Annotated in this window: 11 protein-coding genes and 1 riboswitch; of the genes, 3 read left to right on the top strand and 8 right to left on the bottom strand. The window is 63.0% G+C overall.

The genetic code is table 11. The features are described from left to right. Positions 1–5 precede the first annotated feature (5 nt). The 3 genes from ASH00_RS11940 to ASH00_RS16450 all read right to left on the bottom strand — a co-directional run bounded on the left by ASH00_RS11940 (position 6) and on the right by ASH00_RS16450 (position 3,202). Positions 6–194, bottom strand: coding sequence for a hypothetical protein (locus tag ASH00_RS11940; RefSeq protein ID WP_056548746.1), 189 nt, complete (start codon positions 192–194; stop codon positions 6–8). 2 nt (positions 195–196) lie between these two features. Beyond that, the gene (locus tag ASH00_RS11935) at positions 197–1,333 is read right to left on the bottom strand and encodes a glycosyltransferase family 2 protein (protein ID WP_082566083.1); all 1,137 of its coding nucleotides are present in this window, start codon (positions 1,331–1,333) and stop codon (positions 197–199) included. Between the two features lie 159 nt (positions 1,334–1,492). Further along, the gene (locus tag ASH00_RS16450; protein ID WP_082566082.1) at positions 1,493–3,202 is read right to left on the bottom strand and encodes an FG-GAP-like repeat-containing protein; all 1,710 of its coding nucleotides are present in this window, start codon (positions 3,200–3,202) and stop codon (positions 1,493–1,495) included. 18 nt (positions 3,203–3,220) lie between these two features. After that, positions 3,221–3,295: riboswitch (cyclic di-GMP riboswitch) on the bottom strand. A gap of 250 nt (positions 3,296–3,545) precedes the next feature. On the opposite strand from ASH00_RS16450, the gene ASH00_RS11925 reads away from it, so the two are divergent. From ASH00_RS11925 to sufU, 3 genes are all read left to right on the top strand, one after another. Further along, positions 3,546–4,448: a F510_1955 family glycosylhydrolase gene (locus ASH00_RS11925; protein ID WP_235563279.1), complete on the top strand. Its 903-nt coding sequence runs from the start codon at positions 3,546–3,548 to the stop codon at positions 4,446–4,448. A gap of 64 nt (positions 4,449–4,512) precedes the next feature. Next, positions 4,513–5,829, top strand: a complete 1,317-nt coding sequence (locus ASH00_RS11920) for a cysteine desulfurase (protein ID WP_056548743.1) — start codon at positions 4,513–4,515, stop codon at positions 5,827–5,829. Further along, the gene (gene sufU / locus ASH00_RS11915; RefSeq protein ID WP_056548741.1) at positions 5,826–6,347 is read left to right on the top strand and encodes a Fe-S cluster assembly sulfur transfer protein SufU; all 522 of its coding nucleotides are present in this window, start codon (positions 5,826–5,828) and stop codon (positions 6,345–6,347) included. The genes ASH00_RS11920 and sufU overlap by 4 nt, the downstream gene beginning before the upstream one ends. Positions 6,348–6,399: 52 nt before the next feature. Here the strand turns inward: sufU and nhaA are convergent, their stop codons facing one another. From nhaA to ASH00_RS11890, 5 genes are all read right to left on the bottom strand, one after another. Next, on the bottom strand, positions 6,400–7,746 hold the full coding sequence (gene nhaA / locus ASH00_RS11910) for a Na+/H+ antiporter NhaA (protein ID WP_056548739.1): 1,347 nt from the start codon (positions 7,744–7,746) through the stop codon (positions 6,400–6,402). Positions 7,747–7,873: 127 nt separating this feature from the next. Continuing rightward, positions 7,874–9,232 carry a TrkH family potassium uptake protein gene (locus ASH00_RS11905; RefSeq protein WP_235563278.1) on the bottom strand — a complete coding sequence of 453 codons (1,359 nt, stop codon included), beginning with the start codon at positions 9,230–9,232 and terminating at the stop codon, positions 7,874–7,876. Between the two features lie 150 nt (positions 9,233–9,382). Further along, positions 9,383–11,191, bottom strand: a complete 1,809-nt coding sequence (locus ASH00_RS11900) for an amino acid transporter (RefSeq protein WP_082566134.1) — start codon at positions 11,189–11,191, stop codon at positions 9,383–9,385. A 207-nt stretch (positions 11,192–11,398) separates the two neighbouring features. Then, on the bottom strand, positions 11,399–12,073 hold the full coding sequence (locus ASH00_RS11895; RefSeq protein WP_056548733.1) for a response regulator: 675 nt from the start codon (positions 12,071–12,073) through the stop codon (positions 11,399–11,401). Further along, positions 12,070–13,551, bottom strand: a complete 1,482-nt coding sequence (locus tag ASH00_RS11890) for a sensor histidine kinase (protein WP_082566081.1) — start codon at positions 13,549–13,551, stop codon at positions 12,070–12,072. The genes ASH00_RS11895 and ASH00_RS11890 overlap by 4 nt, the downstream gene beginning before the upstream one ends. Position 13,552 lies beyond the last annotated feature (1 nt).

Below are 13,552 nucleotides of genomic sequence, written 5' to 3'. Positions count from 1 at the left end.
CGTCGCTAGTTGCCGCTGCTGTCCGGAACCTCGGCGACCGCCTCGGAGCGGGGTACCATCCGGGCGATGGCCATGCCGGTAGCCAGAAGTGCAAACCCGGCCAGGCCGACCCAGAAGATGTCTCCGGCGCCTGTGTAGGCCAAGGCCCCGGATCCCAGTCCGGCTGCCATGGGTGAGCTTGGATTGTTGTACATAATTACCACTTTCTTTCGGATCGCCGCATCACATCGAAATATGCGCGGGCATGAACTATTTGGAGGAAAAAGTCATAGGGCAGTTCGTACAGCGTGGTCGCAAGAATGCGGTGGCTCCAGCCCTTGTCCTTGAGCGTGACAAACCGCTCAAGAACGAATATTCCGGTAATGGCGAGCCAGAACGGATGAATACTGATGCTGCCAATGGCGATGAGACTCCAGATCAGGGACCCGAGGTAGGCAAGCGTCACCAAAATGCCTGCCAGGCTCAAGAGCTGGCGCCCCCAATAGCCGGCGGTGACACGGGTAAAGCCGTACTGGAAACAGTTTTCAACAGCTCCGCGCTTCCACCGCAGCCGCTGCAGCCAGAGCTCGCGACACGTTTTCATGGCGTCGGTGACGAGCAGGCAATCGCGGGGTGCCAGGAGTTTCATGCCGACCGTCATGACAGCAAAACTCAGCTCGTTGTCCTCGGTGAGGACTGTGGTGTCGTAGATTCCACCCGATCCGTCTCCTGCGGGCAGCTCGCCCCTCAGGCGTGCCTGGGAAATCCGCCGGAGAGTGCTCGTTCGGAACATCGCTGCAGTTCCAGTCACCACCAGGCATTTGCCTTTCAGGCGGCGGACGTCCCGGGCGTACCGTGCGTATTCGTTGTCCTGTAGGTGGATGAGAAAGCGTTCTGAGCGTGGAGCCCCAGGTTCGGCCCGGACGGCGCGGAACGTGCCGCCGACTGCGCCCAAAGTGGGGTCGGCTTTGATGTGCCGCTGGGCACTGGAGATGAAACCGGCGTCAAGGATGGAATCGGCGTCCTGCACCAGCACCGTGTCATCATCGGAAAGTTCCGGCAGCAGTTCTGCCAGGGCCTGGTTGAGGGCGCCGGCCTTCTTCGCTGAGTTCCCGGTGGTCTCGAAGACAGAGACAGAGGGTAGCTGTGCGTCCCGCAGAAGTTCAACGGTGCGGTCCGTGCAATTATCTGCAACGACGATGATTTCGTTTGGGCGGTAGGTCTGCTGCAGAAGACCTTGTACCGCCTGGATAATGAGTTCTTCCTCATTATGCGCCGGGATAAGCGCAATCACCCGAGTTTTCTTCGCGCGTGGCACAGTGACGGCATGCTCCCGAGCCAGAGCAGTAGGCATTCATTCCCCCTGAGCAATTAGTAATTGCTCAGAAGGTTATTTGTTTCTTGAGAGGAGGGCACAAGTAATTGCTACGCAAAAGGCACGCGAGAATTACGTTACTTTTCCCCGCACGCCCGGGTTATTACGTGGAGCCTACGTGGGCTTACTTACTTGGCCTCAGGAGATGCTGGTCATAACGTTCCATCCGGAGCCGACTTTCGCACGGGGCTGCCATCCACCGGTTCCGTTGCCCGGGTACAGATGCAGCGCGCCGTATTTGTCCCGTGCCATGACATCGACGTTTCCGTCACCGTTGAAGTCACCGGGGCCGAGGATGGCGGTGAAGCCCTGCCATCCAGAGCCGACTTTCGCACGGGGCTGCCATCCACCGGTTCCGTTGCCCGGGTACAGGTACAGGGCGCCGTATTTGTCGCGTGCCATGACATCGACGTTTCCGTCACCGTTGAAGTCACCGGGGCCGAGGATGGTACTGAAGCCCTGCCAGCCTGATCCGATCTTCACCGGCGACTTCCATCCACCGGTTCCGTTGCCCGGGTAGAGGAACAGGGCGCCGTACTTGTCGCGTGCCATGACATCGACGTTTCCATCACCGTTGAAGTCTCCCGGCGCGAGGAGGCTCGTAAATTCACTCCAGCCCCAGCCGATTTTGACTCCGGAGCGCACGCCACCCGAATCGTCCCCCGCATAGAGCCACAACGCTCCAGCCCCGTCACGGGCAAGCACGTCGGGATTTTCGTCGCCGTCGAAATCACCCGGAGTGAGAATGCTGTTGAAACCCTGCCAGCCGTGGCCAAGCTGGGTGCGCCCGAGCCAACCGCCTGTACCATCACCGGCATACAGCCACAGTGCCCCCGAGCTGTCCCGGGCTACGACGTCCGCCGTGCCGTCACCGTTGAAGCCGGTAGTGCTGTTCGCTGGTGCTACCGGCGGTGCCACTGGCGTCGGCTCCACTGGGGCTGGTGCTACTGGCTCTACTGGCGCTGCAACAGGAGGTGCTACCGGAGGTGCCGGTGTGAAGGAGAAGTCGCGGATCACAACCTTCTCGGGTTTCACGACGGACGGTTTACCTCCTCCGCCGCCGGTCACCCACAGATTGAAGTGGATTGCCTCCTTGGCGGGAACCGGAACCGTTGATCCTTCGAGCACGGTGCGTTTGAGCAGCTTCCCGGAATAGCCTTCTCCTGCGAAGGTCTCGAACGTGATCTTCCGGGGCTCCCAGACCATCCGATGCGTGAGTACCGCGTCGCTGGTTGCGCCGAAGGTAATCGTGTTGTTTCCCTGGCCCGGTGGTTTTGTCGCGTCAAACCAGTAGCCGTGCCCCTGCGTGACCGGCCAGGATTCGCCATACGCAGCGCCGCCGCCCCAGGCCGATGCCTCGCACAGATCAATTTCGTTGTAGCCCGGCGCTGCAGCCGGATCATAGGTGAACAGGCACCCCCACACGACTTCCTTCTGCAGCAGTCCGATGTTCTTCTCAACGGTTGTGCTGTAAGTGCCGTAGCCAAATCCCTGGCGGGTGGACTGGAACTCAGCAGCGACCGGTGCTTTCCCTGTCGGGTTGGAGAGCGTGAGCGTGACATGCCCGTTGGCGTCCGGGTCACTCACGTTCGCCGCGTCATAATCCTTGGTGTAGTGCGGTGCTCCATCCCAGAACCGCTTTTCCCAGTTGTACCCTTTCCAGGAGAAATCACCGGCGGGACCTGGATCAGTAGCCATGGAGGTGCTTTCGGTTGCCTGCGCCGGGTGAATGGCAGACGCCATGAGAACGCTCGAAACCAGCAGCACAGCGAGTGCGGTGAGCTTCCGATGCAGCGGCACGGACTGGAGGGACCGGTTGCTTCCGGACGTACGGTAAACGTCAAACATAGCTGAGGCTCCACGCTGTTCGGTAGCCCGGCTGACCCCTGGGGCCCCGTGGCTTTGCGACCCCGGCTTGCACCGGGTGTGCCGTTATCGATGAGCTGTTGACCCATGCGCTCTACCGCTGGAATCAGCGGCTCTTCGATTATGGAAGGTCAATCGCAGGGAAGGATGCCGATAAAAGCCAGCTATCCCGCAGGAAAATCACAAGTTCTGCCAAGGGGAGCCGGCGGTATCGATAGGCATCGCAAGTGCTGCCGGCGCTGAATTGGAGGAGGGCGGCGGACGTTCGTACGATTGGAACCGGAAACGAAGACCAAAAAGGGTGGGCGGCAACATCAGAGTCAGAATGCGTCTTGGGTTCCCACACGCCGTCGTCAGCTCCCACTCACATGCACCGCGCTCGCGGTGGGCATCGGGCTCGGCTGCTATCGCCGTCGTACTGCTTGTGCTCACTGGCTGTGCCGGGGCCGGCCCCTCAGAGAATGCGACTGCCGGTGCGTCTGACTATCCCGCCGCTCACATCCACGGGATGAGCGTGGACCCGGCCACCAACCGGGTGCTCCTGGCTACCCACGACGGATTGTTTGATGTCTCCGCTTCGCCGGCGGTGAAGATCGGGCCCACTATTGACCTGATGGGTTTCACTGCTGCGGCCACCGACGAGTTCTATGCGTCCGGCCATCCCGGCCCAGGCTCTGGCCTGCCGGACCCTGTGGGATTGATCCGATCCACCGATGGTGGCCGTACCTGGGAACCGCTGTCCCTGCAGGGGGAATCCGATTTCCATGCGCTCGCCGCGACCCACGGCGGCATCGTCGGGTTCGATGGCCAACTCAAGATCACCGATGACGGCACAGAGTGGGAAGCTGCGGCGGAGCAGTTCCCCACCCATCATCTCGCCGGATCGCCGCGGGGCAGCATTGTCCTCGCCACCACGGAGAAGGGCCTCCAACGTTCCGCAGACGGCGGCGCTTCCTGGGCCGCTGTGGGTCATGCCCCTCTGCTGGTGTTCACGGCACTGTCTGAGGAGAAGGCGGCCGGAATCGGACCCGACGGCCGCGTCTACACGAGCAGTGACGGCGGCGTGAGCTGGGTGGCGCAGGGGAGCGTTGAGGGCGAGGCGTCAGCCATTGCCACGCAGGTCATCGACGGCTCGACCCAGCGCATCTGGGTTGCAACCAGCGACAGCGTGCAGGTATCCAACGACAACGGACAGACCTTCACCGACCTCAGGTCCAGCCGGCAGTGAACGGGCCCGCACCAACCCGCCGGCAGTAGACTGAATAGCGCACATTCGCCGTCGAGGGAGTTCCATGCCCATCCTGTCAGCTCCATCCCATCCGCTCTCGGATGAGGAAGTGGGCCGCATCCGCAATGACTTCCCGTTACTGGCCAATGAGCTCAACGGCCGGCCGCTGATCTACCTCGATTCCGGAGCCACCTCCCAGAACCCCATCAGCGTGATGGAGGCCGAGCAGGAGTACTACGAACAGCGCAACGCCGCCGTGCACCGCGGCGCCCATTCCCTCGCGGTGGAAGCGACCGATGCGTACGAGTTCGCCCGCACCACCGTTGCATCCTTCATTGGCGCTTCACCCGATGAGATCGTTTTCACGTCCAACGCCACGGAGGCCCTGAACCTCGTTGCGTACAGCCTGTCGAACGCGTCGCTGGGCCTCGGCGGCGACGCTGCGCGCCCGTACGCGCTCGGCCCGGGGGATTCCATCGTGGTCACCGAGATGGAACACCACGCCAATTTGATTCCGTGGCAGGAACTCGCCGCGCGTACCGGCGCTTCCCTGCGCTACATTCCAGTCGACGACGACGGCGCCCTCCGCCTTGAGGAAGCGGCCTCCGTGATCGACGGCAGTACCAAACTGCTCGCGTTCACGCATGTCTCCAACGTGCTGGGCATCATCAACCCGGTGGCCGAGCTGGTGTCCCTCGCCCGCGGCGTGGGAGCCCTGACCGTTCTGGATGCGTGCCAGTCGGTGCCGCACCTGCCGCTCGATGTTGCCGCGGTGGACGTGGACTTTGTTGCCTTCTCCGGGCACAAGATGCTCGGGCCCACGGGAATCGGCGCGTTGTACGGCAGGGCGAAGCACCTGCACGCGATGCCGCCGTTCCTCACTGGCGGCTCAATGATCACCACCGTCACCATGGAGCGTGCCGAGTACCTTCCGCCGCCTGCCAGGTTCGAGGCCGGCACCCAGCGGATCTCGCAGGCGGTTGCGCTGGGCTCGGCCGTGAACTACCTGGCTGAGACGGGCATGGACCGGATCGAGGAATGGGAACGCCTGTTGGGGGAGCGGCTGGTGGTTGGCCTCGAGGCGATCGACGGAATCCGGGTGCTGGGTCCGCGTTCGGGTCAGCCCCGAATTGGGCTGGCGGCCTTCGATGTTGACGGCGTCCACGCCCATGATGTGGGGCAGTACCTGGATTCCCGCGGCATCGCCGTGCGGGTGGGCCATCACTGCGCGCAACCGCTGCACCGGAGGCTGGGGCTGACGGCGTCCACCCGGGCCAGCACCTACCTGTACAACACCACCGACGAGGTTGATGCGTTCCTCACCGCCGTTGCCGAAGTCCGTTCCTTCTTCGGAGCAGCGGCGTCCGGAGTATCGGCATGAGCAGCGAACTCGAGAACCTCTACCAGCAGATCATCCTTGACCACGCGAAACGGCGGGTGGGGCAGGGAAGCACTGATCCGGCGTCGGGTGCTGGTTCTGTGCCTGAGGAAGAGCCGGCTGCGGGCTCGCCGGTTGCCGGCGCGCTGGCGACCGGCGCGCTGGCAACCGGCGCATCGCACCAGCTCAACCCCATCTGCGGCGACGAACTGACGCTTCGGGTGTGGATTGCTGATTCCCGCATCAAGCGGGTGGTGTGGGAGGGAGCGGGTTGCGCGATTTCCATGGCGTCTGCCTCGGTCCTCACCGAACTGGTCAGCGGAGAAACCCGTGACGACATGATGGAGCAGCTCGACCGTTTCCGCGAGCTCATGCGCTCACGCGGGACCATCGTGCCGGACGAAGAGGTGCTGGGGGATGCGGCTGCGTTTGCCGGCGTCTCCCGCTTCCCGGCGCGAGTGAAGTGCGCGATGCTCGCGTGGGTGGCACTGGAGGAAGCGGTCCTCGCCGCCAACTGCTGACCCGGCCCGCATGCGGGTGAGCGGCGCAGCGCCGTGAGCGGCAGAATCAGCGTTAGCGGCGCGGAGGGTTGTCTTCGAAGAGATCGGGGATGCCGTCGTCGTCCGCGTCTACCTTCTCCGCCTCTTCGATCCTGCGGTAGCGCTTGTTACGGGAGCGCAGGAGAGCGGTAGCGAGCAGCGCGGCAGTGAGCGACGCGGTCAGGATGGCGACCTTGGCGTTGTCGTTCGGCTCCGACCCCTGAGCGAAGCTGAGGTCATTGACCAGGAGCGAGACGGTGAATCCGACTCCCGCGAGGATGCCGACGCCGAGGAGATCCACCCACCTCAAATCGGGGTCAAGGGTCGCCTTGGTGGTCTTGGTGATTGTCCACGTGGTCAGCAGGATGCCGATGGGCTTGCCCAGGACCAGGCCCAGGATGATTCCCAGGGTGACCGGATCTCCGAGCGCGTTGACGAACCCGTCGACGCCGCCAATTGCCACACCGGCGGAGAAGAACGCAAAAATCGGCACGGCAATGCCTGCGGAGAGCGGGCGGAAGCGGTGCTCAAAGGTCTCCGCGAGACCAGGCTTGTTTGGCCGGGGCAACACGGACTTGCCGCCCTTTCCGATGCGCAGTACCGGAACCATGAATCCGAGCAGCACGCCGGCCACTGTGGCATGGACACCCGATGCGTGCATCAGCGCCCAGGTGACAAAACCGATCGGCAGGAGGATGAACCAGGCCGCCGACGTGTTCTTCCCGAAAAACTTGGGGTTCTTCTGCGCGAGGAACGCGAACAGCGCCAGCGGGATCAGCGTCAGCAGCAGGAACGTGAAATCCACCTCTTCCGTGTAGAAGAAGGCGATGATGGCGATGGCAATCAGGTCATCCACCACCGCCAAGGTCAGCAGGAAGATGCGCAGGGCGCTCGGCAGGTGGGAACTGATGACGGCGAGAACGGCCACCGCAAACGCGATGTCCGTCGCGGTGGGGATAGCCCAGCCCCGCACAGTCTCAGGCGAGCCGAGGTTCACAAGAACGTAGATCAGCGCCGGAACAATCACGCCGCCGGCAGCGGCTGCAACCGGAACAATGGCGCGTGCGGGGTTCCGCAGGTCGCCGGCCACGAACTCGCGTTTGAGCTCGAGCCCCACCAGGAAGAAGAAGATGGCCAGCAGTCCGTCAGCGGCCCAATCTCCCACCGAAAGCTTCAGGTGCCACGGCTCGTAGCCGAACTCGAAGTCCCGGAGCGCAAAGTAGCTGTCCGCGAAGGGCGAGTTGGCCCAGACGAGTGCGAGTGCCGCGGAGATGATCAGCAGAATGCCGCCGACCGTTTCCTTCCGGAGGATCTCGCCGATCCGGAGGTGTTCTGGATAACTGGACCGTCCGAGGACGTTCCGGGGATGAGAACTCGACACGAGCGGCTCCTTCAGGGCAGGAAGAAATTATTGCCGACCAGACTTCCCGGCGCACCTTCTAAAACCCTAGCAGGGGAGGCCGCTCGGGGTGACGCACGTTACTCGGCCGGTCACGTGAGGGGCGTAGTTACCCGATGATGGGGCGTTCCTGCGGTAGTTTGTAGAGGATGGGCCGGGAGATAAGGGCGAGGGCGGCTGCGACGGTGATGGTGCCGATGCGGCCGATGAACATCAGTGCCATGAGGATGAGTTCGGCGCTGGCGGGTAGTTCGTAGGTGATGCCGGTGCTGAGTCCGACGGTGGCGAAAGCGGAGATCGCCTCGAAGAGCACTTGTTCCAAACCGTAGTCGGTGAAGACGAGCAGGAGGACGGTTCCGAGCATCACGGCGGCGATGCCCAGGAGGGCTACGGATAGGGCCTGGCGTTGCACGGAGGAGCTGATGGAGCGGTGGCCGATGGTGACCTGTTCGCGGCCGCGTACTTCGTTCCAGATCGCGAAGGCCAGGACGAGGAAAGTGGTGATCTTGATGCCTCCCGCGGTCCCTGCGCTGCCGCCCCCGATGAACATCAGGATGTTGGTGATGAGCAGTGTTTCCGGCGCTGCGTCGCCGTAGTTGATGCTGTTGAAACCAGCCGTGCGGGGAAACACGCCGCCGGCTAGCGAGGCGACCATCCGGCCGCCGGTGGAGAGGGGCCCTAGGGTTTCGGCGCGGTCCCATTCGAAAAAGGCGAAGAGCCCGATCCCGAGGGTGAGCAGAACGAGGGTGCCGTAGACGGTGAGGCGGACGTGCATAGTCCAGCCCTTGTGGAAAGTGCGGCCGCGGAGCAGTTCGATGATGACGGGGAAACCGATGCCGCCGGTAATGACGGCGATGCAGATGGGAACGATGATCCACGGGTCGGTGACGAAAGGGATCAGGTTGTCGCTGAAGAGTGAGAACCCGGCGTTGTTGAACGCCGAGATTGAGTGGAAGACGCCGTGCCAGGCAGCGGTGGGCAGGTCGTCGTCGTACTCGAACCAGAAGCGAGCGGTAAGGAGTATCGCGGTCGCGGCTTCGAATACCAGCATGATCTTCGCTACCCGGAGCAGGACTCCTCTGACGTCGCCGAGGTTGAGGGTGTGGCTTTCGGATTGCGCGATGAGTTGGGAGCGCAGACCGAGACTTTTGCGAACGAGTAGTGCCAGGAGGGTGGCGAGGGTCATGATGCCTAACCCGCCGACCTGGATCAGGGCCAGGATCACGGTCTGGCCGAACGGGGTCCAGAAGGTGGCAGTGTCCACGGTGATCAATCCGGTGACGCACACAGCGGAGACGGCTGTGAAGAGGGCCGGCATGACCACTTCATCGCTGCCCGGGGTGCGTGAGAGCGGAAGCATCAGCAAGCCGGCGCCGACCAGAATCGCGGTCAGGAAAGCCAGCGGTACCAACCGGACAGGGCTGATCGCTTCGAGCTTGATCCCGTTCTTCACCTTAATGACAGCCAACAGCTGAAGACCCCGTCGCTCGACTCCCTGCCACGATTCGACAGGCTTCCCAAAAGTTCACGCTATGTGGCACATCACCGGTAACTGGCCGGTCTTAACGGATTCTTTACGGCCGGATATGTTGACGGCCACGAGGGTTGGATTCCCAGGTCAGCCCACATGCACCCAGGGCCGTTGGGTGATGTCCGGTTCGGCTTCGCGAAGGACTTCCCGGGTCACCGGTGCTATTTCGCCTTCGCCGGTGATGAGGAACTTGAAGAGGTTGACCAGCGGGTCCCCCTCGGTCCAGCGGAAGTACACGTGCGGCATGAGCCCTGTGATGTCACGGATGTGGAGCATCACAGCGGCGATGGTGTTCGGCACGTTCGAGCTGTGGACCTCAAGGATCCGGAAGCCGTGGCGGGTAACACCACGTACGAGCAGATGTGTTTCGAAATCCGATGAGTCATCCACGATCACCTCGATGAACACCGGCTTGTCCGCAGGGGCAAGGTGACTGACGCTGCAGGCATGCTCGAGCTTTCGACGGTATGCCGCAGCACTCAGCCGCTCGGGGTCATGTGCAATCAACACAATCTCCCCGGCGTCCTGCGCCGCAACGAAGCCCAGTGCTTCGTCGTCGAGCGTGATGGACGTCGCACGCAGTTCGAATGCGCGCCGCGCCCTCGATATGAAGGACACCAAAATAATGCCGAGGATGAACAGGGCTGCGATGCCTGCGCCATCTGGCCGGTCCCAGATGTTGGCGAGCGTGGTCCAGATCAGAATCAATGAGATGACGCTGAATCCCAGCGCGGCGGTATTCTGACCGCGCCGGCGGGCCGAGAGCGTGACGGCCACCGCTGCCGATGTGATGAGGACCAGTACACCGGTCGCGTAGGCGCCGCCCTGGGCGCTGACGTCGGCCTTGAAGGCAATGGTTACGACTGCGGCAACGGCGGTGAATACCATCACCATGGGCCGAACGGCGCGAGCCCAGGTGGGTGCCATGCCGTAGCGGGGCAGGTACCGGGGTACAAGGTTGAGCAGTCCGGTCATGGCGGAGGCGCCCGCGAACCAGAGGATGGCGATGGTGCTGACATCGTAGAGCGTCCCAAAACCCTCACCAAGATACTTGTGGGCCAAATACGCCAATGCGCGGCCGCTGGCTTCGCCGCCTTCCTGGAACTCGGCTGCGGGGATCAGTAGGGTCGTCACGAAACTCGACGCGATCAGAAAACCGCTCATGATCACTGCCGCTGCGGTCAGCAGCTTCTGCGCACCGATGATCCGCCCCTCCGGGCGTTCTGGTGTGTCTCCGGGTGCTCCCTTGATCTGTGGCATGACGACGACGCCGGTTTCAAACCCTGAGAGCCCGAGCGCGAGTCGAGGGAAAACGAGCAGCGCGACGCCGATCATCGCCAGCGGGTTGCTGTGCTGGGCTGTCAGCACGGTCCACCAGTCGGTGATCGGTTGCGGGTCGGCGAAGATTTCCGCAGCGGCTACCAGCACCGCGACAAGGTTCAGGGCGAGGAAAACCGCCACGAGGGCGACAGCGATGCCGATTGCCTCCCGAAAACCCCGAAAGAAGACGACGGCGAGAAGCAGCAGGAATACCAGGGTGATGGCTACTTCCTGGCCGTGTAGCCAGGACGGAGCGAAGGGGTTCTCGATGAGGTGGGCGGTGGCGTCAGCGGCGGAGAGCGTGATGGTGATGGTGAAACTGGTCGCGGCGAAGCCCAGTAGGACGAGCACGAAGATTTTGCCCTTCCATTTCGGCAGGAGCTTCTCGAGCATCGCGATGGACCCTTCACCGTGGGGGCTTTCCCGCGCGACCCGCTTGTAAATCGGGAGCGCACCGAAGAGGGTGACAGCGACGAGGATCAGGGTGGCGATCGGAGCGAGTGCACCCGCCGCGGCAGCAGCGATGGCCGGTTGGTATCCGAGGGTCGAGAAGTAGTCGACGCCGGTCAGGCACATCACCTTCCACCACGGCCGGACGGTGGAACTCCTGCCGGGCTTGATGGGGCGCTTGCGCTTGCGCTGGTTCTCGTCATCCAGCAACCAATGCCCGAGCCGGCGGGCACGGCGGGAATGGACAAGATGATCTACGGTTGCGCTCACGAGCTCAACGTACGCCTGGGCCCCGTGAGTGGTCCCGGTTCTTTATGCTTCCTTTACGCCTGTTCAGGGTTCGAACCGATATCCCATTCCGCTTTCGGTGATGAAGTAGCGGGGCTGGGTTGGATCCGGTTCAAGCTTGCGCCTGAGCTGGTTCAAGTACACCCGCAGGTACTGTGCTTCGCGGGCGTACGCGGGTCCCCACACGTCCAGCAGTAGCTTCTGCTGACCGACCAGCTGGCCCGGATTGCGGACCAGCAACTCCAGGATCTTCCATTCTGTGGGGGTCAGGCGGACCGGTTCGCCGTGGCGCTCAGCCTTTCTGAGCGCGATGTCCAATCGGAAATCCTCTGTGGTGACCACGGGTGTCTCCGGCGCTGCGACGAATCTTCGTTCAGCGGCCCGCAGGCGTGCGAGCAGTTCCTCGAGGCCGAAGGGTTTCGTCACATAGTCGTCGGCGCCGGCATCCAGGGCCTCGACTTTGTCTTCCGCTCCATGACGTGCGGAGAGAACGATGATTGGAACCTGGGTCCAGCTGCGCAGACCCGTGATGACCTGCACACCGTCCATATCGGGAAGCCCGAGATCGAGAACGACCAGGTCCGGGCGGTGCTCGGACGCTGCCGCAAGCGCCGCTGCGCCGTTGGTGGCTGTCACCGGGCGGTAACCATGGGTACGCAGGTTGATTTGAAGAGCCCGCAGCAGTTGTGGTTCATCATCAACGATCAGCACCGTAATCATGGTCGTACTCCTGTTGACAGTGGGAGCCGTATCACCATGGTGAGCCCGCCGCCGGGTGCGGGCTCGGCAAGAAGTTCTCCACCCATCACCTCCATGAACCCGCGCGCTACGGCCAGACCCAGTCCCACTCCGGTGCCCCGCCCGGCATCATTGAGGCGTTGGAACGGCTGGAACATGCGCTCGGTCCCGTCCTGGTCGACGCCGCTTCCGTGGTCACGGATGCGGAGTTCGCTGGCGGGGAAGTCTTTGATTGTGCCGGAGACAGTTGCGGTGAGCAGGATGTCCGAATCTCCTGCATATTTGTGCGCGTTCTCAGCGATATTGGCGATGACGCGTTCGAGCATTCCGAAGTCTGCCTGTACGGCGGGAGTGTTCGGAGACAGCAGGATCCGCACGTTGTCGGAGGGTACGCTCTGCAGCGCGGCGGCAATCACATCGGACCAGTGCACGGGGCCCAGATGTGCGGTGACAGCGTCACCGGTCAGCCGGGACATATCGAGCAGGTTACCGATGAGCGACGCCAACCGGTCGGATGAGGTTTCGATGGTGCCGAGTAGCTCGGCTTCGTCTGCCGGTGTGAACGCGATGCCCTGCTGGCGGAGACTGGTTACTGCCAGTTTGATGCCGGCCAGGGGCGTGCGCAGGTCGTGGGAAACTGCCCGGAGGATGGCGGTCCGCATGACATTTCCTTCGGCCAACCGGTGGTTCTCTTCGGTGCTGGCAACCAACTCCTGCCGTTGCCGGAGCGCCGCCAGCTGGGACCCGAAGGCATCAAGCAGCCTTTGTTCCCGTGAGCTCAACGGGCGCCCGTGCAGCACCAGCAACAGACCGCCCGGCACCTCAGTACTGGCGTCACCGTCCCTCGGTGTCGTGGCCCCCGGTGGAGCGCCGTCGGGAGCTGCCGTGGCGGCAAGCTTGCCATCCGAAGCAAGCAAGTCCCGCTTCAGTGGCCCGGCGGAGCGGTGCGGGTCGTCTGCAGTACCGCAGGCATACAGTGCCACACCGGCCATCCCGAAGTGGGTGCGCACATGGTGAAGAAAACCCTGCATGGTGTCCTCTGCTGCCAGCACGCCACGCGCAAGTTCACCGAGGGTTGCGGCATCAGCGGATGCATTCGCGGCTTCCAGGGACCGCCGGGCAGCGAGTCCGACGACCAGAGACACTGCCACAGCCACCGCCACAAAAATGAGAAGGGTGAGCAGGTTCTCGGCATCGGCGATCTCCAAGGAGCCAAACGGTTCTGTGGAGTAGTAATTGAGGATGAGGCTGCTCCACAGCGCACCGAGCAACGCAGGCCACAACCCGCCCACCAAGGCGACTGCCACCACGCCGGCGAGCTGGAGAAGGACGTCGACGGCAAGAAAATCGGTCCCTGCCGCGAACATTCCCCACTCTAGGAGCGGGGGAAGTACGAGCGCCAGAACGAACCCCATGAAGGTGCGCGTAGGACCAAGTTCTGGTGCCGCTAATCGTGCCATG

It is taken from the genome of Arthrobacter sp. Soil782 (assembly GCF_001428435.1).
GTDB classification, from domain to species: domain Bacteria; phylum Actinomycetota; class Actinomycetes; order Actinomycetales; family Micrococcaceae; genus Arthrobacter_D; species Arthrobacter_D parietis.
This window is presented reverse-complemented; position numbering and strand designations above follow the sequence as displayed.

What these genes read in the sequence shown, in the direction of transcription:
- ASH00_RS11940 (WP_056548746.1), bottom strand. Translation starts at nt 194, where the DNA reads ATGTACAACAATCCAAGCTCACCCATGGCAGCCGGACTGGGATCCGGG.
- ASH00_RS11935 (WP_082566083.1), bottom strand. Translation starts at nt 1,333, where the DNA reads ATGCCTACTGCTCTGGCTCGGGAGCATGCCGTCACTGTGCCACGCGCG.
- ASH00_RS16450 (WP_082566082.1), bottom strand. Translation starts at nt 3,202, where the DNA reads ATGTTTGACGTTTACCGTACGTCCGGAAGCAACCGGTCCCTCCAGTCC.
- ASH00_RS11925 (WP_235563279.1), top strand. Translation starts at nt 3,546, where the DNA reads ATGCGTCTTGGGTTCCCACACGCCGTCGTCAGCTCCCACTCACATGCA.
- ASH00_RS11920 (WP_056548743.1), top strand. Translation starts at nt 4,513, where the DNA reads ATGCCCATCCTGTCAGCTCCATCCCATCCGCTCTCGGATGAGGAAGTG.
- sufU (WP_056548741.1), top strand. Translation starts at nt 5,826, where the DNA reads ATGAGCAGCGAACTCGAGAACCTCTACCAGCAGATCATCCTTGACCAC.
- ASH00_RS11900 (WP_082566134.1), bottom strand. Translation starts at nt 11,191, where the DNA reads ATGTGCCTGACCGGCGTCGACTACTTCTCGACCCTCGGATACCAACCG.
- ASH00_RS11895 (WP_056548733.1), bottom strand. Translation starts at nt 12,073, where the DNA reads ATGATTACGGTGCTGATCGTTGATGATGAACCACAACTGCTGCGGGCT.
- ASH00_RS11890 (WP_082566081.1), bottom strand. Translation starts at nt 13,551, where the DNA reads ATGGCACGATTAGCGGCACCAGAACTTGGTCCTACGCGCACCTTCATG.